At 45.0% G+C, this 23,213-nt stretch carries 19 protein-coding genes; 16 read left to right on the top strand and 3 right to left on the bottom strand.

Annotated elements, in window-relative coordinates; all coding sequences use genetic code 11:
• Positions 1-149: 149 nt before the first annotated feature.
• From nuoE to ACI2JM_RS03520, 11 genes are all read left to right on the top strand, one after another.
• Complete coding sequence (gene nuoE / locus ACI2JM_RS03570; RefSeq protein ID WP_045444735.1) at positions 150-659, top strand: NADH-quinone oxidoreductase subunit NuoE; 510 nt, start codon at positions 150-152, stop codon at positions 657-659.
• Positions 656-2,080 carry an NADH-quinone oxidoreductase subunit NuoF gene (nuoF, locus tag ACI2JM_RS03565; RefSeq protein WP_404642160.1) on the top strand — a complete coding sequence of 475 codons (1,425 nt, stop codon included), beginning with the start codon at positions 656-658 and terminating at the stop codon, positions 2,078-2,080. Before nuoE ends, nuoF begins: the two co-directional genes overlap by 4 nt.
• Positions 2,081-2,090: 10 nt before the next feature.
• A complete protein-coding gene (nuoG, locus tag ACI2JM_RS03560; RefSeq protein WP_404642158.1) occupies positions 2,091-5,153 on the top strand; it encodes an NADH-quinone oxidoreductase subunit NuoG in 3,063 nt (1,020 codons plus the stop codon).
• A 52-nt stretch (positions 5,154-5,205) separates the two neighbouring features.
• Positions 5,206-6,198: an NADH-quinone oxidoreductase subunit NuoH gene (gene nuoH, locus ACI2JM_RS03555; protein WP_045445151.1), complete on the top strand. Its 993-nt coding sequence runs from the start codon at positions 5,206-5,208 to the stop codon at positions 6,196-6,198.
• 68 nt (positions 6,199-6,266) lie between these two features.
• Positions 6,267-6,815 carry an NADH-quinone oxidoreductase subunit NuoI gene (nuoI, locus tag ACI2JM_RS03550; RefSeq protein ID WP_045444743.1) on the top strand — a complete coding sequence of 183 codons (549 nt, stop codon included), beginning with the start codon at positions 6,267-6,269 and terminating at the stop codon, positions 6,813-6,815.
• Positions 6,812-7,558 (top strand): NADH-quinone oxidoreductase subunit J, encoded by a 747-nt coding sequence (nuoJ, locus tag ACI2JM_RS03545; protein ID WP_404642156.1) that lies wholly within the window; start codon positions 6,812-6,814, stop codon positions 7,556-7,558. Before nuoI ends, nuoJ begins: the two co-directional genes overlap by 4 nt.
• A 98-nt stretch (positions 7,559-7,656) precedes the next feature.
• Complete coding sequence (nuoK, locus tag ACI2JM_RS03540; protein ID WP_045445153.1) at positions 7,657-7,965, top strand: NADH-quinone oxidoreductase subunit NuoK; 309 nt, start codon at positions 7,657-7,659, stop codon at positions 7,963-7,965.
• Positions 7,966-7,969: 4 nt separating this feature from the next.
• A complete protein-coding gene (gene nuoL / locus ACI2JM_RS03535) occupies positions 7,970-9,844 on the top strand; it encodes an NADH-quinone oxidoreductase subunit L (protein ID WP_404642154.1) in 1,875 nt (624 codons plus the stop codon).
• Between the two features lies 1 nt (position 9,845).
• A complete protein-coding gene (nuoM, locus tag ACI2JM_RS03530; protein WP_404642152.1) occupies positions 9,846-11,471 on the top strand; it encodes an NADH-quinone oxidoreductase subunit M in 1,626 nt (541 codons plus the stop codon).
• Positions 11,472-11,474: 3 nt separating this feature from the next.
• A complete protein-coding gene (nuoN, locus tag ACI2JM_RS03525; protein ID WP_404642150.1) occupies positions 11,475-12,953 on the top strand; it encodes an NADH-quinone oxidoreductase subunit NuoN in 1,479 nt (492 codons plus the stop codon).
• A gap of 167 nt (positions 12,954-13,120) precedes the next feature.
• The gene (locus ACI2JM_RS03520) at positions 13,121-13,963 is read left to right on the top strand and encodes a ferredoxin--NADP reductase (RefSeq protein WP_404642148.1); all 843 of its coding nucleotides are present in this window, start codon (positions 13,121-13,123) and stop codon (positions 13,961-13,963) included.
• 141 nt (positions 13,964-14,104) lie between these two features.
• Here ACI2JM_RS03520 and ACI2JM_RS03515 read toward each other — a convergent pair whose 3' ends face one another.
• A complete protein-coding gene (locus ACI2JM_RS03515) occupies positions 14,105-14,884 on the bottom strand; it encodes a hypothetical protein (protein ID WP_045451664.1) in 780 nt (259 codons plus the stop codon).
• A gap of 524 nt (positions 14,885-15,408) precedes the next feature.
• Here ACI2JM_RS03515 and ACI2JM_RS03510 point away from each other — a divergent pair.
• Both ACI2JM_RS03510 and ACI2JM_RS03505 read left to right on the top strand, forming a co-directional pair.
• Entirely contained in the window at positions 15,409-16,296 is an 888-nt protein-coding gene (locus ACI2JM_RS03510; protein ID WP_060490580.1) for an energy transducer TonB, read from the top strand.
• A gap of 108 nt (positions 16,297-16,404) precedes the next feature.
• Positions 16,405-17,280, top strand: coding sequence for a mechanosensitive ion channel family protein (locus ACI2JM_RS03505; RefSeq protein WP_045451667.1), 876 nt, complete (start codon positions 16,405-16,407; stop codon positions 17,278-17,280).
• Positions 17,281-17,297: 17 nt separating this feature from the next.
• Here ACI2JM_RS03505 and ybeY read toward each other — a convergent pair whose 3' ends face one another.
• Both ybeY and ACI2JM_RS03495 read right to left on the bottom strand, forming a co-directional pair.
• Entirely contained in the window at positions 17,298-17,912 is a 615-nt protein-coding gene (gene ybeY, locus ACI2JM_RS03500; protein ID WP_404642145.1) for an rRNA maturation RNase YbeY, read from the bottom strand.
• A 152-nt stretch (positions 17,913-18,064) separates the two neighbouring features.
• A complete protein-coding gene (locus ACI2JM_RS03495; protein WP_404642210.1) occupies positions 18,065-19,147 on the bottom strand; it encodes a PhoH family protein in 1,083 nt (360 codons plus the stop codon).
• A 632-nt stretch (positions 19,148-19,779) separates the two neighbouring features.
• Here ACI2JM_RS03495 and ACI2JM_RS03490 point away from each other — a divergent pair.
• The 3 genes from ACI2JM_RS03490 (at position 19,780) to ACI2JM_RS03480 (ending at position 23,201) form a co-directional block, all read left to right on the top strand.
• Complete coding sequence (locus ACI2JM_RS03490; protein ID WP_404642143.1) at positions 19,780-21,087, top strand: FAD-dependent monooxygenase; 1,308 nt, start codon at positions 19,780-19,782, stop codon at positions 21,085-21,087.
• A gap of 73 nt (positions 21,088-21,160) precedes the next feature.
• Positions 21,161-22,429, top strand: a complete 1,269-nt coding sequence (locus ACI2JM_RS03485) for an FAD-dependent monooxygenase (protein WP_404642141.1) — start codon at positions 21,161-21,163, stop codon at positions 22,427-22,429.
• 52 nt (positions 22,430-22,481) lie between these two features.
• Positions 22,482-23,201 (top strand): OmpA family protein, encoded by a 720-nt coding sequence (locus ACI2JM_RS03480; protein ID WP_372861881.1) that lies wholly within the window; start codon positions 22,482-22,484, stop codon positions 23,199-23,201.
• Positions 23,202-23,213: the final 12 nt, after the last annotated feature.

Raw genomic sequence — 23,213 nt, 5'->3', positions numbered from 1 at the left:
AGAAAATTATCGTTATTAAAGAAATACGTTTATCAATATATCATTGCCAAATGGCACACCAAAATGCTGATATCTTGCCATATAGCGACACTCGTAAAATGGTCGCTATTAGCTGATAAAGCGTGATGAGTGAGGACAGATAGAAGACTATGAAAATTGTTTCCGACAAAATGCCAAAAGTAGATGTGGCAAGCATCCTCACTAGCGAGGAAATTGCGGCCATTCATGAGTTTATGCACCATTATCCACAAGCGCGTGCTGCTTCGCTCGATGCGCTAAAGATTGTGCAAAAGCGCAACGGTTGGGTCGATGACGCACAAGTGAATGCCATTGCCAATATTCTAGACATTCCGATGTCAGATATGGATGGGGTTGCTACTTTCTTTAACCGTATTTATCGTCAGCCTGTCGGTCGCCACGTCATCCTTATTTGTGATTCAGTGGCTTGCTTTTTGACAGGCTATGAGGCGTTATCAGCTGAAATCAGATCGCAGTTGGGCATTGAATATGGCCAGACGACGGCTGATGGTCGTTTTACGCTATTGCCAATTTGCTGCTTAGGTAACTGTGACAAAGGCCCTGCTGTGTTGATTGACGAAGACACCTATGGTCCAGTACAGCCCGAAGAAGTAACGCAATTATTGGAGCTATACGCATGAGATTAACGCTTTCAGAGCAGATTGCTCAACGTAGTCAAGGCAAAGCGCCAAGCCAGCTCAATGAGCAGCGCATTCCAATTTATGGCGATAAATCCACAGCGACTAGCGAAACCAAACCGTTAACATGGCGTCTAGCACATCATGATGCTGTGCTTGATTTAGCCACTTATGAATCTCTAAAAGGTTTTACTGGTTTAAAAGAAGCGTTATCTCAATCGCCTAAAGCAGTCGGTGACATGATTAAAGCTGCTAACGTTAGAGGTCGCGGCGGTGCAGGTTTTAATGCTGGTTTGAAGTGGACATTCATGTCACCACCAGATGGCTTGCCACGTTATCTCATCTGTAATGCTGATGAAATGGAACCGGGCACGTTTAAAGATCGTCTATTGATGGAGCGTCTACCGTTTCAGCTGATTGAAGGTATGTTGATTACCGCACATGCTATTGGTGCAACGGACGGTTATATCTTCATCCGTGGCGAATACATCTTAGCCGCTGAACGTTTGGTTGCTGCCATCGAAGAATGCTTGGCCAATAATCTAATGGGCAAGAATATTTTAGGCTCAGACTTTAGCTTTAATCTGCACGTGCACACTGGCGCTGGACGCTATATCTGCGGTGAAGAGACTGCATTGATTAACTGCTTGGAAGGTCGCCGTGCCAACCCACGTACTAAACCTCCTTTCCCGCAAATCTCTGGTGCATGGGGTCGTCCAACCGTCGTCAACAACGTTGAAACCTTGTGTAACATGCCAGCCATCCTAAACCATGGTGTTGAATGGTATCAGTCATTATCTAACATCAAAGGCAAGAGCCAGACACCGGGTACCAAACTGTTTGGCTGCTCAGGTTTAGTCAATGACCCAGGTCTGTGGGAGTTACCGTTTGGTTATACGGCACGCGAAATCATTGAAGATTTAGCGGGTGGTATGCAAGCAGGTAAAACACTGAAAGCTTGGCTACCGGGCGGTGCCTCTACTGACTTTTTAACCACTGAACATTTAGATGTGGTGGTGGATTTTGACACCATTCAAAAAGCAGGTAGCCGTATGGGTACTGGGCTAATTATGGTGGTGGATGAAGCACAAGATATGGTGCCACTCGTTCGTAATCTCGAGATTTTCTTCCAACGCGAATCCTGCGGTTGGTGTACGCCATGCCGTGACGGTCTGCCTTGGGGTGTCAAATTGCTTACCGCTATCAATGATGGTGAAGGGCAAGTCGGCGATGTCGAAAAACTAGAAGGCCTTACGCGTGACTTATGGATTGGTAAAACATTCTGTGCACATGCGCCGGGTGCGATGGAACCACTGATGAGTGCGATTAAATATTTCCGTCCAGAGTTTGATCAAAAAATCGCGCAGGCGGTTGGTGTCGATGTCATTGATGCGGCAGCCAATCAACAGCCAGAAGTGAAATAAGGAGAGCGGCATGGCAGTCATACATATTGATGGAACCACTGTCGAAGTAGATAGCGCAGATAACTTGCTACAAGCCTGCTTATCACTCGGCATTGATGTGCCGTATTTTTGTTATCATCCAGCCCTTGGCTCAGTAGGGTCGTGCCGTCAGTGCGCGGTCAAGCAATTCCAAAACAAAGAAGATATGGAAGCAGGTCGTGGCCGTCTTGTGATGTCATGTATGGTCGCTCCGGGCGATGACATGTATATCTCTGTTACTGACGATGAAGCCAAAGCATTCCGCAAGTCGATGGTTGAGCTACTCATGACCAACCATCCACATGATTGCCCAACTTGTGAAGAGGGCGGACATTGCCATCTGCAAGATATGACCTATATGTCGGGTCATAGCCGTCGTCGCTATCGCTTTACCAAGCGCACGCATCACAATCAAGAGCTTGGTCCATTCATCGCGCATGAAATGAACCGCTGTATCGCTTGCTATCGTTGTGTACGTTTTTATAAAGACTATGCGGGCGGCGAAGATTTGGGTGTTTATGGCTCAAACAACCGTGTCTATTTTGGTCGTGATAAAGATGGTCAGTTTGAAAGCGAATTCTCAGGCAACTTAACGGAAGTCTGCCCAACGGGTGTATTTACTGACAAAACACATTCTGAGCGTTATAACCGTAAATGGGACATGCAGTATGCGCCAAGCATCTGTCATGGTTGCTCAGCAGGTTGTAACATCTCACCAGGTGAGCGTTATGGTGAATTGCGCCGTATCGAAAACCGCTATAACGGTGAAGTAAACCGCTATTTCTTATGTGACCGTGGTCGCTTTGGTTATGGCTATGTCAATCGTGATGATCGTCCAACCCAAGCGCTTGAACGTATCAATGATAAGCATGTCAAAATCAATATTGACTACGCACTTGATGAAACCATCAAGCGTATCAAAGATAAAAAAGTTATCGGGATTGGCTCACCACGTGCCAGTTTAGAGACCAACTTTGCGCTAAAAAACCTCGTTGGCTTTGATAAGTTTTCAACAGGTTTGAACCATCAGCAGCAAGCGTTGGTCAATAAATGTATCGAAGTGCTTAGCACGGAAGGCATTTATAACCCAAGCATGACTGATATCGAAAGTTATGATGCGGTATTAGTATTGGGTGAAGATATCACCCAAACTTCATCACGTGTCGCGTTGTCAGTACGCCAAGCGGCAAAAAACGAAGGCCTGAAAATGGCAGCGGCGCTACAAACGCAGCCGTGGCTTGCCGAGCCTGTTAAACGTATTGCTCAAGATGCGTTAAGCCCAGTTTATGTCATCGACGTGGTACAGACTAAGCTAGAAGACATCAGTAAAGTCAGTGTCGTAGCAACGCCTGAAGACATCACTAAACTTGGCTTTAAAGTCGCTGATGAAATTGCCAATTTCGCTGATGATTTCGCAGAAATCGCAGACCTACAAGCAGCTGAGCAAGATGCTGATGCAAGTATTGAAACTGATGGCATGCAAGCGTTGGCTCAGCAAATCGCTTATGACTTGATTCAAGCAGATAAGCCACTGGTTATCTCGGGTAGCAGTTTATCCTCTACGGCTTTGATTGAAGCAGCGGCGCAGATTACTCAAGCATTGACGCAAAAACGCTCAGCCATTAAAGCGACTGAACAGCAGCAAGTGGACACGTATAATGCTCAAGTCCGTGATGAGCAAGCGCAAATAGAAGATAAAGAGCTATCCGCTAAACCAAACAAACCTGAAACCGGTGTTGATACAGAAACGCAAGACAATGTAGAACGCGCTCCTGCTAAAAAACTTGAGCTGAAAGAAGTAAACAATAAATATCAGGCACAAGCAGGTATTTACCTAACGGTTACCGATGCCAATAGCATGGGTGTTTGCATGCTTGGCGGTCAATCAGTCGAAGAGCTACTGGCGACTGATTTTGATGTGGTCATCGTTGCTGAAAATCAGCTGACTGATGCCATTGATGCCAGTAAGTTGACTCAACTATTAGCCGATAAGACTGTCATTGCCTTAGATCACCAGCTGCTTGATTGGCATAAAGATGTCGATATTGTGTTACCTGCGGCAAGCTTTGCAGAAGCAGACGGTACGTTGATATCTGCTGAAGGTCGTGCACAGCGCTTCTTCCAAGTTTACGACAACGAATACTATCATCCGATGAGCAGTATCAAAGAAGGCTGGCGCTGGTTACATGCCGTGCATAGCAGCATAGAAGGTCGTGATGTCGATTGGACGCAGCTAGATGACGTCATCAATGCATTAATTGCTACACATCCTAAGCTTGCTGGTATTAAAAATGCTGCTCCTGATGCCGATTACCGTATGACGGGTCTTAAAATTGCTCGTCAGCCGCGTCGCTATTCAGGTCGTACCGCTATGCGTGCACCGATATCTGTGCATGAGCCGATGCAGCCAAAAGATTTAGACACCGGTTTGACTTTCTCAATGGAAGGTTATAGTGGTAAAGAAACGCCAAGCTCAATGATTCCTTTTGCCAATGCGGCAGGCTGGAACTCACCGCAAGCGTGGAACAAGTATCAAGACAAGGTCGGTGGTCATCTAAAAAATGGCGACCCAGGTGTGCGCATGTTCGATCAGCTAGCACGTTTAGAAACACGTCAATATGTTGCACCAGATACTATGTCTGCGACGACGACCGATATGCAGCAAGGACAAGCCAAACTGGTGCCTATCAATAATATTTATGCCAGCTCTATGATGGCGTCACGTAGCCCAGTGGTTGCGGAGCAACTGCCTGTTGCTGCATGGCGTATCGGGATGGATGATGCTAAGGACTGGAACATCGCTAATGGCGATTACTTAGCGATTGAAGTCGATAAGCAACAAATTACCTTACCAGTACAGATTGTCGGTTATTTAGCAGAAGGCTGTATCGGTTACCCAGTTGGGCAGGTGAGTATTATTCATCCATCAATGCCAGCGTCGGTTCGCAAAGTGGATGCACCAGTGACGATGATGGGTAGCATGGCTAACGATATGATGAACAATAACGATGCTGCGCAAATGAACACAGCACCGACCACCACACAGGAGGTGTAATATGCAAGTTACCCGTATTATCCCTGATGTGCCAAGCTTCTTGGCTGGTAGCATGAGCTTTGATGCTTGGTCCATTTTATTTATGGTCGGGCAATCACTGGTCATCTTCTTGGTCGTGGTTATGGTTGCCGCTATGATGATTGTCTATGAGCGCCGCATGCTAGCACTCTGGCAAGACCGTTACGGTCCAAACCGCGTCGGACCCTTTGGTTCGTTGCAGCTGGTTGCTGATATGCTCAAAATCTTCTTTAAAGAAGATTGGACGCCGAACTTTACCGATAAGTTTATGTTTACCTTGGCACCTGCGGTCGCGATGTTTACCGCATTGGCCTCATTTGCCATTATTCCTATCTCGCCGACGCTTGGCGTGGCTGATTGGGACATTGGTATTCTGTTCTTCTTTGCGATGGCAGGTATTGCCGTCTATGCAGTCATGTTCGGTGGTTGGGCCTCTGCCAATAAATTCTCGCTACTGGGTGGTTTGCGCTCTGCTGCACAAACGATCAGTTATGAAGTCTTCTTGGGCTTATCACTGATGGGCGTAGTCGCATTGACAGGCTCATTTAACTTGCGCGCCATTGTTGAGGCGCAAATCGACGGCTGGTATATCATTCCGCAGTTTTTTGGCTTTTTGACCTTTGTTGTTGCTGGCGTTGCCGTTACGCATAGACATCCATTTGATCAGCCAGAAGCAGAGCAAGAACTGGCTGAAGGCTATCATGTTGAATATTCTGGCATGAAGTTCGGTATGTTCTTTATTGGCGAATATGTCAACGTTGTACTGATTTCTGCCTTGATGACGTGCTTATTCTTTGGTGGTTGGCTTGCACCTTTCAACTTAGATATTCCATTTATTCCACCAGCTTTTTGGTTCATGATTAAAACGCTGTTCTTTATGACCATGTTTATTTTGGCTCGAGGCTCACTCATGCGTCCGCGTTATGATCAAGTGATGAACTTTGGCTGGAAAGTTTGTCTGCCAGTAACGCTGATTAATCTGTTGGTTACTGCTGCGGTCATTTTGATCTTTTCCCCAACGTTGTAATCATTACTAGTAGCCATCACTAGCCATCATTGATGAACTAGGGTAAAGCTGATAAGGATAATAATCCCATGTTTACTACCATAAAAAAGACCGTCATTGGACTATTTACCATTGTCCGCAGCATGTGGATGGTCAATAGTCATGCGCTCAGACCGCGTGACACCATCCTTTATCCTGAGGTGCCGGTACCTGTGCCGCCGCGTTTTCGTGGACGTATTGTTCTAACGCGTGACCCTGATGGAGACGAGCGCTGTGTGGCTTGTAACTTGTGTGCGGTGGCATGCCCGGTAGGGTGTATCTCCTTACAAAAAGCGGAACGTGAAGACGGTCGTTGGTATCCAGAGTTTTTTCGAATTAACTTTTCGCGCTGTATTTTTTGTGGCTTGTGTGAAGAGGCGTGTCCAACGACAGCCATTCAAATGACGCCTGACTTTGAGTTGGGTGAATATAAGCGCCAAGACTTGGTCTACGAAAAAGAGCATTTGCTCATTTCAGGGCCGGGTAAATATCCTGATTATAACTATTATCGTGTGACGGGTATGGCGGTAGCGGACAAACCAAAAGGCGCAGCACAAAACGAAGCTGCACCGATTGATCTAAGGAGCTTGCTACCATGATGAATATTTTGAACCATCCTGAACTGGCGGGGTTTTATTCGCTTGCAGCAGTGGCCATATTTGCCAGTCTGCGCGTCGTGACTCAGGCCAATCCAGTGCATGCTATCTTATCGATGATTGTGTCATTACTGGCAATCGCAGGGATATTTTTCGTCCTAGGCGCGCCATTTGCTGGTGCGTTAGAGATTGTCGTCTATGCCGGCGCCATTATGGTGCTATTTGTCTTTGTTATTATGATGCTTAATTTAGGCATGAGCAATGATGAGCGTGAAGAGCGCTGGCTTGATGCGGGCACTTGGGCGCTACCGACAGGGTTAACGATTATTATCGCGGTTGTGCTGTATGCGATGATTGGTATGGGTCATGACGAAGCGGCAATGATTGGTGGCTCGACAATATCTGCCAAAGCAGTCGGTACGGTACTATTTACTAAATATGTGATGTTGATAGAAGTGGCTGCATTGCTACTATTGGCAGCCTTGGTCGCCGCGTATCATTTGGGTAAAGAGTCTATCGCTGATGAGGTTACTGTTAATGCAAACCACAGTAATGATAGTCAAGCATCTAATGCTAATGTCGCAAGTATCAAACACTACGATAATCACGGTATGCCTATAGATGCTGACGCGGCGAAAATGGCAGAACCTTACGAATATAAAGATGTTGACCCGCATGACTATGTAAGTATGAATGCAGGTACGCAGCTGGGTGTGAATACAGTCACGCGCAAGGAGTCAGACTAATGGTACTAGCAGCGAGCGTGGCACAAGATGTGTCAAACGTGCCGTTTGCCCACGAGGTAGCCGGCTTAGTACAGCCGATTGCTGAGGCGCAGAATGTACTGGGCATGATACCCATGAGCCATGGACTGATTTTGGCAGGTATCTTATTTGCCATTGGTCTGTGCGGCGTCATGGTACGACGTAACTTCCTATTTATGCTAATGAGCCTTGAGATCATGATGAATGCAACAGCATTAGCATTTGTGGTGGCAGGTAGTCGTTGGGTTGATCCAGATGGACAGATTATGTTTATCTTTATTTTGACCTTGGCAGCAGCAGAGGCCGCCATTGGTTTGGCAATATTATTGCGGTTTTATCATCAGCGTGGGCATCTCGATGTCGACAGCGCCAATGAGATGAAAGGATGATGTCATGAGTTTATTACCATTAACCTTTATATTCCCGCTCGTTGGCTTTTTGATTTTAGCCTTTATGCGCGACAAGCTAACAGAGCAGGTGGCAGCGATTGTCGGTGTCGGTAGTATGCTGTTATCAGCACTATGCACGCTAATCGTTAGTTATACTTTTTTAACCAATAATCCAGCAGGAACAGTCATAGAGATTCCGCTTTGGACATGGTTCCAAGTCGGGGATTTTGCCCCAAGTTTCGGTCTGAGCTTTGATGGTTTGGCACTGACGATGACGGGTGTCATCACTGGGATTGGCTTTTTAATCCATCTCTTTGCCGCTTGGTATATGAAAGGCGACACTGGCTTTGCCCGCTTCTTTAGCTATATGAACTTGTTCGTCGCCAGCATGCTGTTGCTAGTCTTGGCAGATAACTTGTTCTTGCTTTATCTTGGCTGGGAAGGCGTTGGTATCTGTTCGTACTTACTGATCGGTTTTTATTACCATGACCGCGCCAATGGTCTTGCAGCGATGAAAGCCTTTACGGTGACGCGCGTGGGTGATGTATTCTTAGCCTTCGGTCTGTTTTTATTATTCCGCGAATTTGGTACGCTTAATATTCAAGAGATTATTACCCGTGCGCCAGAAGTATTCGATATCAACAATCCAACGATGATGTTGACAACCATGATGTTAGTTGGCGGCGCGATGGGTAAATCAGCGCAGCTGCCATTACATACATGGCTGGCTGATGCGATGGCAGGTCCGACGCCAGTATCAGCGCTCATTCACGCGGCAACGATGGTCACGGCAGGTGTTTATTTAATCGCTCGTCTACATCCATTGTTTGAGCTGACCCCTGGTATTTTATTATATTGGGTCGGCGGCGTAGGGGCGTTGACGTTGGTCGTTGCTGGATTCTGTGCACTGGCACAAACCGACATCAAACGTATTCTTGCTTATTCAACGATGAGCCAAATCGGCTATATGTTCTTGGCACTAGGCGTTGGCGCGTGGCAGGGCGCAATCTTCCATCTGATGACCCATGCTTTCTTTAAAGCCCTGTTATTCTTATCATCGGGTGCCGTCATCCTTGCGGTACACCATGAGCAAAACATCTTTAAGATGGGCGGTCTACGTAAAAAGATACCGTTGGTATTTTGGTGCTATATCGTTGGTGGCGGTGCATTGGCAGCGATACCTTGGGTTACCGTTGGCTTTTATTCTAAAGAAGCGATTCTTTGGGAGAGTTATGCCACCGGTCATATGGTCTTATTCTATATGGGTGTATTCGGTGCTTTCTTAACCGCGCTTTATACCTTCCGTATGATTTGGATTATCTTCTTTGGTGAAGAAAAGACCCATGCACACAAATTATCAGGTATGTCATATTGGCTGCCACTTAGTGTGTTGCTCGTATTATCAACGGCAGTGGGCGCATTTATTACCCCGCCATTGCAAGGCGTCTTGCCAGAGAGTGTTGGGCATTTATTGGAAGTCGCTGGTCAAGCGCATGGTAAGCATACGGCTGAGTTTATCGCCATGGGTGCGATGCTGGCTGGTCTAATAATAGCGGCGCTATTATATGTGGTGGATAAAGGTCGCATGCTCACCCGCTTTAAGCGCTCACGTGTTGGTGGGGCGCTATATCACTGGTGTTATCATGGTCTAGGTTTTGATGCGCTATACGATGTAATTTTTGTAAAACCCTTTTTGTTAATCGGCCGCTTATTTAAAGCCGACCCTATCGATAAAGCGTGGCTCGTCTTGCCTAAGCTGGCATCTGCTGGTAATAAGGTATTGTCTGCGACGCAAACTGGGTCACTTCGAGGTTACGCTGCAAGCTTTGGCTTGGGCATGGCTGTATTACTAGTGCTGGTAATGATGACGGTGGTATAAGATGATTGAGTTACAACAAACGTGGATGCTACCAGCATTAATTGCAATTCCCTTTATTGCCGGGTTGTTATGTTGGTTGGTCGAGCGCTTTAATAAACGTCTGCCGCGCTGGATTGCTCTAATCGGTATGACGTTGACCTTTGTGTTGTCGCTAGTGCTGTGGCAATACGGCGACTTTAGCGGTATGAGTAAACAAGTCATTGCGCCAGATGCTGCTGTGCCTTGGGTCGCTGAATTTAGTGTGCCATGGATACCGAGCTTTGGTATTAGCTTCCATTTAGCGATGGATGGCTTGTCACTGATGATGGTGGCGTTAACAGGACTGCTCGGTATTGCCGCAGTGGCTTGTTCGTGGAATGAGATTCAGCGTCGAGTCGGCTTTTTCCATCTCAACCTTTTGTGGAGTTTGGGCGGCGTCATTGGTGTTTTCTTAGCCATTGATCTGTTCTTGTTCTTCTTCTTTTGGGAGATGATGCTGGTTCCTATCTACTTCTTGATCGCTATTTGGGGTCATGATGTGATTGGCAAAACCAAGGAATACGCAGCGACTAAGTTCTTTATTTATACCCAAGCTTCTGGGCTTATTATGCTGGTCGGCATTTTGATATTGGTCATTATCAGCTACGCCCAAAAAGGGGTGGTGAGCTTTAATTATAATGATTTGCTCGGTACGTCACTTGGCGGCTGGGAATATCCGATCATGCTGTGCTTCTTTATTGGCTTTGCGGTTAAGTTGCCGATTATTCCGTTCCATGGCTGGTTGCCAGATGCGCATGCACAAGCACCAACGGCAGGTTCGGTGGATTTGGCAGGGGTTTTGATTAAAACCGCCGCTTATGGTTTGATTCGTTTTGTCTTGCCATTATTTCCAGCAGCATCACAAGATTTTGCGCCGATTGCGATGACCTTGGGTACGATTGGTATCTTCTATGGTGCATGGCTCGCCTTTATGCAGACCGATATGAAGCGTCTACTGGCTTATACCAGTATCTCGCATATGGGCTTTGTGGTATTAGCAATTTATGCTGGAACCTTACTCAGCTTACAAGGTCTGATGATTCAGATGCTGGCACATGGCTTAAGCTCAGCAGCGCTATTCATCATGGCAGGGCAGTTATATGAGCGTCTACATACGCGCGATCTAACCTTGATGGGTGGTATGTGGGGTCAGTTCCGTTACTACGCACCGATACTGATGTTCTTCTGTGCGGCATTGCTCGGTATTCCGGGGACAGGTAACTTCATCGGCGAGTTCATGATTTTATTTGGTGCTTTTGCTCAGTATCCAGTATTTGTGGTCTTTGCAACATTCAGTCTGGTACTAGCAGGGCTATACTCGCTTATTTTGATTCACCGTGCATTATTTGGCAAAAACAATATCGAAGCAGTCGCCATGCAAGAAACCAAAGCACATGGTTTGCCTACGCGTCCATTAAAAGATTTGGGCAAGCGTGAGTTGTCATTGTTATTGATGCTCGCTGCAGGTTTGGTCTGGCTCGGTCTATATCCACAGCCGTTCCTTGATACGTCAAGTCATGCGATGCAGTGGATCAATAACGCTTATATATACAGTCAAGTCACACAAGTAGATGCGTCGCAACTGCTTGATGCAATGGAGGCACGTTAAGTCATGAATGATATTACGATGAATGATTTGATGGGGTTATTGCCTTATGCGCCAATCATTGCCGTCGTTATTACGGTATTGGTGGTCATGATTGCCATCGCAATTAAACGCTCACATATGGTGACTGGTACGATAACGGTCGTCGGCTTAAATATTGGTCTATTTACTCTCATTGGGCAAATGACAGGGATTGTGAATAGCGGTACTCTCGTACCAAATGCTGAGCAGTTATTCGTTATCGATAACTTTGCTCAGTTTAATATGGTCATTATCTTTATCTGTGCATTGGCTTGCTGTACGTTGTCTTATGCGTATTTAGCCAACCTCAAGGATAATAAAGAAGAGCTGTATTTGCTCATGTTGCTATCGACGATTGGTGCTTTACTGATGGTCAGTGCTCAGCATTTAGCGTCATTCTTTATGAGCTTAGAGATGCTGTCTATACCGCTATACGGCATGCTGTCATATACCTATATGCGTAACCGCTCGCTCGAATCGGGTCTGAAATACTTGGTGCTGTCAGCGACGGCATCGGCGACATTGCTCATGGGTATGGCATTTATCTATGCCGAAGTAGGCTCGCTCGCCTTTAAGCCAATCAGTATGGTATTAGGTGATGTTTTTGAGTCGCCACTTCTGATACTTGGTGCGGCGATGATGATGTTTGGTATCGCCTTTAAACTCTCTGCTGCGCCGTTTCATATGTGGACACCAGATGTTTACGAAGGCGCTCCAGCACCAATCGCTACCTTTTTAGCATCGGTATCAAAAGTAGCCATGATGGGCTTGGCGGTTCGTTTCTTAATCGATACGTCTTTATTGGCCTTACCATCGGTGCAAATGCTGTTAATGGTCATGGCAACTCTATCTATCTTAGTCGGTAACTTATTAGCAGTACGTCAAACCAGCCTCAAACGCCTATTGGGTTATTCATCCATTGCCCATATGGGTTACGTGTTGATTGTCATCGTCAGTATCGGCGCGGCAGCGGATAGTATCTCTAGTATGTATATGGCTGTTTATGCATTAACCTCTATCGGTGCCTTTGGCGTTGTAACCTTGATGTCGAGCCCTTATCGTTTATCTGGTGAGGCTGATGAATTGACCCATTATCAAGGGCTATTCTGGCGTCGTCCCGTATTGACTGCGGTTATGACTATTATGATGTTGTCATTGGCGGGTATTCCGTTGACGGCTGGCTTTATTACCAAGCTATTTGCGATATTGGCAGCGGTACAAGGAACTAATTGGTTCTTGGCAGCGATGATTATCTTGGGTAGTGCGATCGGCTTATTCTATTACTTGCGCGTGATGCTCACCCTCTTTAAACGTCCGAAACAGTTCATTGAGTTTGACGTTTCTAGCCAATGGGCGATGCGTACTGGCGGTATCATGGTTATTGCGGTGACTGCGATGATTATCTTCTTTGGTATCTTGCCAAACAGCATGATTGAATGGGCAAGTCTGGCACGTATTTGGTAAATAGCAAAAGGGTAAGTAGGGGTATGCTGATACCGTTGCTTATCTGTTATTACGGTCAGAAACCCAAGATGCGCCAGCTTTGTGATAAGCTTGGCGCATCTTTTGTTTTGTGTCGTTTAAAGTCTTGATGAAAATAATGATTACTAAAAAGCGAGTCGATAATTCTTATGAGTGATAATATTCAGACAGTAACTGTGCTTAGTAAGACCACGTGGACGCCAAACCTATTTAGCTTCACTGTCAGCCGTCCTGATAGCTTTAAGTTTACTGCGGGTCAATTTGTGCGTTTGGGCGTCAATCCCAGTCAATTAAAATATTATAAACAGCAGCGTGCAGCAGGTAATGCCGTTGCTAATGAAGAACAGGATGAGAAACTAAACGAAGACATCTTTCGGGCTTATTCCATCGTCTCTTCACCTTTTGATGAGGTATTAGAATTTTTCTCTATCGTAATTCCTGATGGTGCATTTACGTCGCAGTTGCAGCATTTAGAAGTGGGCGATGAGCTGCTGCTTAATACCATGCCGTTTGGTTTTTTGACGTTAGCACGTTATCAAAAGCCTTTACCAAAAGATTTATGGCTGCTCGCGACTGGAACGGGCTTGGCACCATTTTTGTCAATGTTACAAGATTTGCAGACGTGGGAAGATTACGAGCACATCATCTTGGCCTATAGCGCGCGCTCGATAGAAGAGCTTGCCTATATTGACAAGATTGAAAGCTTGCAAGAAGACTTTGGTTCTTTGGTTGAAAATCCTGCAAAATTAATCTTTATTCCCATCATTACCCGTGAACCTGTCGAAGGCGCCCTGACAGAGCGTCTGCCCAAGCTGCTGCTAGATGGTACGCTGCAAGAGCGAGCGGGCATCGCCTTGGATGTTGATAGCACGCACGTCATGTTATGTGGCAATCCAGACATGGTGGAAGATACCAAAGAAGCGCTCAAGACTTTAGGCTTGGTGATGAATCGTCGCGGCGAGGGAAATATTGCGGTAGAAAATTACTGGTAGTTGCATGATTAGTGACGGCACGCTTTAGAAGCCATTGAAAATTTGCTTGATAAAAAAGCGCTGACGCTAAAAGACAAAAATAGTCTCTAAGTGTCAGCGCTTTTTTGCTAACTAAAAAACGTCATTTGTATACTGAGAGATTTATACCTGACTCGGTTCGGTCGCATCATCTATTGGGTTAATAGGACCTTGCATCAGCTCAGGCTCATCATCATCACCGATAATATCTTCGTTACTGCTGGCAGCCAATAAATCACGATAATTGATTTGAGTTTTCAAAATCATTTGCTCTTCTTCAAGCTCGCCATAGTTGACTTGAACTTTATGCAAAGTGCTCATAATTTTTTTGTTCTTTTTTAACCAGCGATTGATATCAAGGTAGATAACCTCGTCTTTTGCACGGGCGATATTGATATAAGAGAGAATAAAGCCTAAAGGATCTTTTTTCAGAATAGTGTGATAAAACCAAATAAACAGTTTGATACCTTGGCGCTTAATAAATGACTCACAACGTAGATTTAGCACATCAGTATAAGTCTGTTGACCAAAGACAAATCGCTGGACGTTACGATCGAGCTGTACATGAATCAAACTAAAATTACTCGCCACCTCTGCATAAATGCCACCAGCATCGACCGTACAGTATAAGCGGAACCAGTCATCATGCATCTCAACACGTAACTCTAAGATGGCTTTTACATTATCAGTGACGAACTTCTGCAGCGCATCATTGACATAAATCTGTGCCACTGGCAGCGACAACTCATCTTCGAATTTATCAGTCGTTCTATGATATATCTGTTTGATTGATTGGGTAAGGCGCTCCCAACCATCGCTAAATGATTCGTCGAAACGATAGCCCATATTTTCAAAAAATTCATCAAAATTGTCTGAATTATCCCTGTTATCAAAATCACTCAAACTTATTATCCTTATAATTATAGGGGAGGTAGCTGACTCAATGGCATAAAGAGCGACTGATTAAAAAATGACAGACTGTTCTTTAATGAAAGCTGGCGAGTGGTCATTACATGCGTTTTTGCTTAATCAGCAATAATCAGCCCTGTCTATTTACGCCTGTTTAACCCGCCCTAATGACACAAAAATTATAAAACAGTATATAACAAATATGATGGCTTCAAAATGGACACATGGGTTTTGTCGCAAATCATTTAATTGGCAATGCTTATATGTTCAAAATACGGTCTAGCGATGACATAGCCGCATTGGTGTTATATCATTTTTGCTGGTTCCGCTTGTCAATAAATTGACCAAAGGAGACAAATCATGTGTGAGCGGATTAAAATGAGTCGGCAACGGTTGTGCTAGCGACAGAATTCTATGTCATGTTATGATAGCGCCAGTATAAATCCTGCCCATTATCATAACGCTTATTACTTGCTGTCTTGTATTTATAAGCTCATATTCATAAGCTGAGACCCATTGTGGCCTATATCAAAGATTCACAAAGCTATCATTTTTCCGCGCAAGCACCTAAGCGGGATGTTAGTTTACCAGTGGCCATCGTTATCGCTGTGGCCGTACACGCCATTATTATTTTTGGTATTGGCTTTTCGATGGGCAAAGATCCTGCAGCAATGATGCAAGATGTGGCAAAAGCGCTAACCGACAATATGCAGCCAAATGAAGACGCTCACTTTATTGCTAATGCTTCCCAAGAAGGTGGCGGCACAGTGGAGGAGCAATTAAGACAAGAGAACGACCAAATCAGCCCATTGTCTGCTGAGCAAATAAGTGAGACGCAAGATGTGATTAGCCTGCAGCGTCAAGTCCGCCAGCAGCATTACCAAGAAAGCTATCTGCGTACCACCTTAAGCTGGCGTCAAGCGAGTGTGGAGTCTGATAATGATAGCAAGCAAGCACAAGATGATATGATGGCGCAAGAAGAGCGTCTGCGTAAACAAATTGCTACTTTAGAGACACAGCTGTCTCAACGTCAGCAAGTCTATGCAACCAAATCAAAAGTCGTGACGGTCGATAGCAACTCGACGACGCGTGGTGCCGCGGCTGATTATATTAATACTTTCCGTGAGCATGTCGAACGCATTGGGAATTTGCATTATCCCATGCAGGCGCGGGCACAAGGTATCACGGGCGAAGTGCGCCTTATGGTCATCATCAGTAGTGATGGTAATATTAAAGCCATACGTCTGCTTGAAAGCTCCAACTCCACATTACTAGATGAAGCAGCAAAGCAATCGGTACGCCAAGCAGCACCCTTTGGTAAATTCACCAAAGATATGGAAGATATCGTTGAGCTACGTTTGATACGTACCTATCGTTACAGCGATAAAGTGGATGTTACTTATTAGGGTGAATTCAATATATAGATGATAAGCGTTAGCTACGCTGCAAACAGATAAGATACCAATATTTATAACAAACGAATACCACACACCGCTATAAAATAAAGAGTCAGTATGGAATTTTTAGGTTTTACAATAGATGTTGCCAACTTAACCAGTAACGCATTAAGCTTGGTCATTAAAGTTGCGCTAGCGATATTAATATTCGTCGTAGGTCGCTGGCTTGCCAAAAAGGCAGTCACCGTTGCTCACAAAATGATGTTGCGTAGTCGCTTAGATGATACCGTTGCGAACTTTTTAGGTCGTCTAATCTACGGAGTGTTACTGGTCGTGGTTGCATTAGCTGCCTTGAGTAAGGTTGGCGTACAGACTACCTCAGTCGTCGCTATATTGGGCGGTGCTGCAGTAGCCATTGGTCTGTCACTAAAAGATCAGTTGTCTAACTTTGCCGCTGGCATCATGATTGTGACGTTTCGCCCCTTTGTGCGCGGCGATTATGTGCAAATCAGCAGCTACACAGGAACCGTAACAGAAATCACTTTGGTCAATACCCACCTGACGACGATAAACAATCACGATATCATTATCCCAAATAGTGATATTACGACTTCAGCTGTGACGAACTATACGGCGCTACCCAACCGCCGTGTCGATATCACGGTCGGTATTGGCTATGATGCCGATATCAAAACTGCCAAAAACGTGATGCTGAATTTGGCAAAAAATAATCCGTTGGCCTTTACTGACCCTGAACCTATCGTACGCGTCACCAATTTGGGTGATAACTCAGTAGACTTGACGCTCAATATTTGGACAACCAATGCTGACTGGTGGACAATGCAGTGTGATTTGCTGGAGCAATTCAAATACGCCTTAGATGATGAAAAAATCGACATTCCATTCCCGCAGCGTAATGTCCATGTTAAAGGACTGGATCAGATGATTAATCAGATGAGTCAAGCACAAAAGCTACCGATGACCAAAGACTAGTCGCTAAAAAATATGAATTAAGTATAAGGGTTTGGAAGGCTGAGACCTGCTAAAATCTCAATTTCAAACCGTTCCATCTCATCTTGCTCGGCTTGTCCAAGCTCATGATCAAAACCCAATAAGTGCAGCACACCATGTATCAGTAAATGGCTAATGTGCTGTGCGGTTGTCTTTTCTTGTTCTGCGGCTTCACGTACTATGACGCCATGACAGATGACCAGCTCACCGAGAGGTAGCGTTGGCATCAGCTCAATAATTGCGGCTGGCAGATCACTTGGGTAAGATAAAATATTGGTCGCATAATCCTTACCGCGAGCTTCCAGATTTAATGCCTGACCCTCAATTTCATCGGTAATGTATATATCTAATACTTTAGATTTCTCTTGCCACAGCTCAGGATCGATATCTACAAAATAGGGTAGAGTTAGGCCTTCTTTGATACGCTCATCGATATAATCCAACGCTGCCATCATCACAGACTGTAAGTGCTTACGATCATAAAAAGTGTCTAGTATGTCATCATCAATACTACTGGTGGCACTGATATCAAGTGCTGCCAAACTGGCATCATCGCCAGCACGCTCATTTGCAGCATGATTGTCAAAACTGTTGTTACCCTTCTCTTGGCTCATGCCATTATCCTTTTACTTTATTGTAAGATGGTGTGCTTTATCATCTGATATAACCTATGACTAAAGCTAAAAAGCTCTCGTCGTAAAAAGCCGGATTACTGACAGTAATCCGGCTTTGCATTTTTATAACATTAAGTAGCAGGCTAGACCGTTTATAGCTTGGCTGCAGCATTAGCAATAACTTGTTTACGCTCTTGCTCTTTTCTGCGCTCAAACTTACGCTTTTCTTCTAACGCTACTTGTTCTTCATCATAAACATCGTAGGCTTCTACAATTTTCTGTACCAATTGATGACGTACCACATCTTTTGAATCAAACTTGGTGATATGAATTTCTTCAATACCACTTAAGATTTCCATTGCTTGCGCTAAGCCTGACTTATGACCACGTGGCAAATCGACCTGTGTAATATCACCTGTAATTACTGCTCGTGAACCGAAACCCAAACGGGTCAAAAACATTTTCATCTGTTCAGGCGTGGTGTTTTGCGCTTCATCTAAGATGACAAACGAGTTGTTTAACGTACGACCGCGCATATAGGCAAGGGGTGCGATTTCGATGACTTGTTTTTCAATCAGCTTGCCCACTTTTTCAACGCCGATCATCTCATATAGCGCATCATATAATGGACGCAAGTAGGGATCGATTTTTTGCGTCAAGTCACCTGGCAGAAAGCCCAGTTTTTCACCAGCTTCTACCGCCGGACGCACCAGTAAAATACGCTCGATTTCGTTACGCTCAAGCATATCGACAGCGCAAGCGACAGCTAGATAAGTCTTACCTGTACCGGCAGGACCAATACCAAATGACACATCGGAGGATAAAATATCTTTAACATAGCGCTGCTGATTGCCACCGCGCGGTACAATTTTACCATTTCGAGTACGCAGGCTAGTAGGCGTAAAGTCGCTGGCTGGGCTTAAGTTATCTTCGTCATCTGCCAATTGCTCCTCCGCTTCCATATCTTCATCACGAGAAATGCTCGATTGGATAATAAGATGTAGCTCCGCTGCACTAATGTCCTTGGTATTCTGTGCCTCATCTACCAGTTTATAAATAATACGTTCACCGCGCTCGACATTCGATATGTCGCCACTCAAACAGAAGTCACCTTGACGCTGCATGATTTTGATATCGAGGCGTTGTTGGATATATTTCATGTGGTTGTTGTATTCACCAAGCACAGTTTTGAGCTGTGCTGGTGTCAATGATTCAAACTTTATACGGCGGCTCATGGAATCAGTCAAGCGATTATCCTTTTATTATGTACCCAACGCTATGATTTGGTTTTGATGGCATTGCGGGTTTAAGAGATAAAATGGTCGGTCGTTATGGTCTTGGCTTTACGTTATAGAGATAGAAATGACGGTAGAATTATTATTCGTTTTAGGAGTGATGATAAGTAACGGTCTTGCCTTTATTATGGTCGATAGATTTTAAATTTCAAGCCATACGTCGAACAGATGACACTGTTTTTGTACGACGATTGCAACCGCTTTTCGACATTGATATTTTTATGTCTACTTTTGAGCGGGTTACAGTATTGCAAATAACGTTTAGAGCGTGACGAAATCAAGCGTTTCAGTTATAAGTTTTGGCTACTGTTAAGGCGACAGAGTGATGAGTGATTTGTGGTAATCTATGGGGGATATCATAGTGCTTTATCGCTGAGTTTAAAATATGAATAAAATGATGAAGGCTGATGAAGGCTGATGAAGGTTAGGGCGTATTACGTATTCGACTAAGGCTATGCCGATGTGTGAATGTTAAATATTCCCTATAAAATTAAGATAATTCTAGCGATTATTCATCGCTTATAGTGCGTGCGCCCAACAGCGTAAAATAGACATAAAAATTAGGAATAATAATGCAAAATACTGATGTGAATTTATCGAATGCTAAAAAAAAGTTTGAACATAAAAAGGCAGCTACTGAGCAGCAAGTCCTCATCGCTGGTGGTGGTCATGTGGGATTGTCCTTTGCACTGTTACTAGCGCATCACGGTATTGCTAGCATGTTATTAGAAAAAAATAGCTACCCAACCATCAGTCCAAATGAGGACAGCAATCGTAGCCATTATTTAGACAGCCGCAATACAGCACTGTCACGTCGTACGGTACAGATCTATCAAGAAATTGGTTTATGGGATGAGTTGCAAAGTCATGCTTGTCGTATCGATGCGGTGCAGATTAGTGAGCAAGGCAGCTTTGGGCGTGCACAATTAAACAAAGCTGAAGAGCGGGTCGAGTCATTTGGACAAGTGATGGAAAATGCGTGGCTCGGACGTAAGCTTTTATTAGCCGCGCAGCAAGAGCCATTAATCACTTTGATCGATAATGCCAGTGTCAGCGCCGTGACCCAACAAGCGGATGGAGTGACACTCAGCTTTAACTATTATGGTGAAGAGGAACATGAGCAGCAATTGCAAGCTAGCGTGTTGGTCGCTTGTGATGGTCGCGATTCGACGGTACGCCAATTATTAAATATTGGCACGACGACTTATGATTATCAGCAAACCGCTATCGTCGGTGTGGTAGAAACGGACAAGCCACACGAACATGTAGCGATTGAGCGTTTTAGTCCAGCAGGGCCATTGGCGGTGTTGCCACTGACCGATCCAGAAGGTGACGGCAATGATGACTATCAGACAGGCTATAGACGCTCGGTGGTTTGGGTCTGCCCAAAAGGGGAAGAAAATAAATACTTAGCAGACGATGCGCATTTCTTAGCGACATTGCGGCAAGCCTTTGGTGAACGTGCGGGCACGTTTGTCGCTGCTGGTCGCCGCGGCGCTTATCCATTGACACGCGTGCTGGCAGACAAGCAAGTAGAGGGTCGCTGTGTCATCATGGGCAATGCTGCTCATACCTTGCATCCTGTCGCTGGTCAAGGTTTTAACCTCTGTATGCGCGATGCCCATGTGCTGGCACAAATGATGAGCGCGCAAGTGCTAAAGGGCGAAGACATCGGTGATACGCAACTGTTAAAACGTTATGAGACAGCGCGTCTAAGCGATCAAAAACGCGTCATTCGCTTCTGTGATGCCGTGGTACATGGTTTTACCCATCCTAACCCAGCCATCAAGTTGGCGCGAAATGTGGCCTTGGTTGCCTTTGATAAATTGCCAAATATTAAGCCACTAGTCGCTAACTATGCTATGGGGTTAAAGTCCTAGTTTGCCATATCACGGTATATTAACGGTCTAGACCAATGTTCTATACGATTGTACTTAACTGTAGGAATAACTTATGAAGAATAATCATACGCTGATTATAGGTAGCGGTATTGTTGGGGCAACGCTTGCTTTAAAGTTGGCGCAAGCAAAAATGCCTGTGACGTTAATTGATGCCCGTCCTGCACGTGATGACTCAGAATGGCAACAGGTGCTTGGCAAGCGGGATGCGCGCGTTTATGCCTTGAGCTTGGCAAGTATTAACTTACTTAAAGACGTGGGCGCATGGCAAAAGATAGCAGCATCAGAGCGCAAAGCCGATTATTCGCAAATGCAGGTATGGCAACTAAACGGTATGGGTGAGCTATTATTTGGCGATAGCGGCGATAATCATCCTAACAATCATTTACCGCAAATGCTCGGTAGCATGGTCGAGCCTGCTGTCATTGAGCATGCGTTATGGCAATGCCTATATGAAGATGATGTCAGTGACTATCTAACCATTATCGCGGGGCAAAAAGTTACAAACATGGATTGGTTAGGTGCAGATCAAGGCTACCGGGTGACGCTAGACAATCATACTGCTATCGATGCGATGCTGCTGGTTGGTGCCGATGGTCGTGGCTCATTTGTGCGCCAGCAAGCGGCGATTGGGCTGGACACACTCGATTATAATCAAACCGCTATTTGCTGTGCGATTCACACCGAAAAACCGCATCAAGCGACTGCCCGTCAGGCGATGCTGCCCACAGGTACGCTGGCACTATTGCCGCTCGCTGATATTACTGATGCAGATAAAGCCAACCCACAACATTGGCAGTCGATCGTATGGACATTGCCGCGTAATCAAGCATTGGCGTTGATAGAGGAGGACGCGCGCGTCATTGCTGATAAATTGGCTGCTGCCAGTAACTATGAGCTAGGTGCTATCACTCAAATTGAGTCAATCGCTAGCTTTCCACTGACCGCGCAACAAGCGAAAAGCTACGTCGCAGATAATTTGGTCTTAATCGGTGATGCGGCGCATGGCGTCCATCCGCTGGCGGGTCAAGGGTTGAATTTAGGCATGCTCGATATACAGGCTTTAAGCGAGCAATTGGCACATGATTTTGAACGTAGTGGTGGAACCAGCTGGGGCAGCAATCAAACGTTGCGTAGCTACGAGCGTTTGCGCCGTCCGCATAACAGTCTAATGATGCACAGCTTCTCAGCGCTTAACTGGCTATTTGCAGGGTCACTTGCACAGATGCGTCCTATTCAACAAATCCGCAGCGAAGGTATGTATCGAGTTGGCAAAATTAAGCCATTGATGAGACTGTTTGCTAAGCAGGCGAGTGGGGTTTAGGGTTTTGACTAAAATTATTAATTGAACTTTTTAACTAAACTAAGGATGGCGTATGAAAACTCAGTCATGGATGGCGATAGCCATCGTAATAGCTAGTTTTATTTTAGCCTCCTGCCAATCTACACCTAAAAATAATACAATAGATAAAAAGGCAAACAACACACCTAAAGTATTGATAGAGCCACTTGCAGATACAGACAATGACGGCGTGCCCGATGAACTTGATAACTGTCCTAACACTGCTGAAGAGGTCAAGGTTGATCCCTATGGTTGTCCAGTGGCGGTCAATTTGATTGGGTCACTAGTAATGGATATTCGAGTCTATTTCACCTCAGATAGCCTTACCCTAACCAACGAAGCTTATTTAACTGAAGTACAAAAGGTCGCTGAAAAAACGCGTAACAACCTTAATTTAATTACCATTTTATCAGGCCATATCTCCAAAGCTGAAGCTGAAAACCGTCAATCCACTAACGCCACGCCTAATAATAGGCGCTTAGCGAGTAATCGCGTGAAATTAGTCAAAGATTATTTAGTAGAGCAAGGGATTGTTGCTGATAAAATTTTGGCGTTTGATTGCAGGGATAAAATTCAGCTTGGTGTTAATAATGAAGGTGCTAATATTGAAACTGAAAAGCATGCTGCTGAAATGTCATTGTTGAATCAAAGAGTTTTTGGGGCGGTAATAGAAGCTGATAAAGCATATTCTAGGAATTACCCTGATGAGCAGCATTCTTTGAAGCATTATAAAGAAGTCTGTCAGCAGCTTTAGAAGAAATAATTT

Source organism: Psychrobacter sp. NPDC064578 (assembly GCF_044901245.1).
Taxonomy (GTDB): Bacteria; Pseudomonadota; Gammaproteobacteria; order Pseudomonadales; family Moraxellaceae; genus Psychrobacter; species Psychrobacter cibarius_C.
The sequence above is the reverse complement of the archived record's forward strand: the minus strand, read 5'-3'. Positions and strand labels throughout refer to the sequence as shown.

Excerpts from the sequence above, each read along its gene's own strand:
- ACI2JM_RS03490 (WP_404642143.1), top strand. The coding sequence starts at position 19,780 with ATGCAAAATACTGATGTGAATTTATCGAATGCTAAAAAAAAGTTTGAA.
- nuoG (WP_404642158.1), top strand. The coding sequence starts at position 2,091 with ATGGCAGTCATACATATTGATGGAACCACTGTCGAAGTAGATAGCGCA.
- nuoN (WP_404642150.1), top strand. The coding sequence starts at position 11,475 with ATGAATGATATTACGATGAATGATTTGATGGGGTTATTGCCTTATGCG.
- nuoH (WP_045445151.1), top strand. The coding sequence starts at position 5,206 with ATGAGCTTTGATGCTTGGTCCATTTTATTTATGGTCGGGCAATCACTG.
- nuoE (WP_045444735.1), top strand. The coding sequence starts at position 150 with ATGAAAATTGTTTCCGACAAAATGCCAAAAGTAGATGTGGCAAGCATC.
- nuoF (WP_404642160.1), top strand. The coding sequence starts at position 656 with ATGAGATTAACGCTTTCAGAGCAGATTGCTCAACGTAGTCAAGGCAAA.
- ACI2JM_RS03505 (WP_045451667.1), top strand. The coding sequence starts at position 16,405 with ATGGAATTTTTAGGTTTTACAATAGATGTTGCCAACTTAACCAGTAAC.
- ACI2JM_RS03485 (WP_404642141.1), top strand. The coding sequence starts at position 21,161 with ATGAAGAATAATCATACGCTGATTATAGGTAGCGGTATTGTTGGGGCA.
- ybeY (WP_404642145.1), bottom strand. The coding sequence starts at position 17,912 with ATGAGCCAAGAGAAGGGTAACAACAGTTTTGACAATCATGCTGCAAAT.
- nuoL (WP_404642154.1), top strand. The coding sequence starts at position 7,970 with ATGAGTTTATTACCATTAACCTTTATATTCCCGCTCGTTGGCTTTTTG.
- ACI2JM_RS03520 (WP_404642148.1), top strand. The coding sequence starts at position 13,121 with ATGAGTGATAATATTCAGACAGTAACTGTGCTTAGTAAGACCACGTGG.
- ACI2JM_RS03495 (WP_404642210.1), bottom strand. The coding sequence starts at position 19,147 with ATGAGCCGCCGTATAAAGTTTGAATCATTGACACCAGCACAGCTCAAA.
- nuoI (WP_045444743.1), top strand. The coding sequence starts at position 6,267 with ATGTTTACTACCATAAAAAAGACCGTCATTGGACTATTTACCATTGTC.
- ACI2JM_RS03480 (WP_372861881.1), top strand. The coding sequence starts at position 22,482 with ATGAAAACTCAGTCATGGATGGCGATAGCCATCGTAATAGCTAGTTTT.
- nuoM (WP_404642152.1), top strand. The coding sequence starts at position 9,846 with ATGATTGAGTTACAACAAACGTGGATGCTACCAGCATTAATTGCAATT.
- nuoJ (WP_404642156.1), top strand. The coding sequence starts at position 6,812 with ATGATGAATATTTTGAACCATCCTGAACTGGCGGGGTTTTATTCGCTT.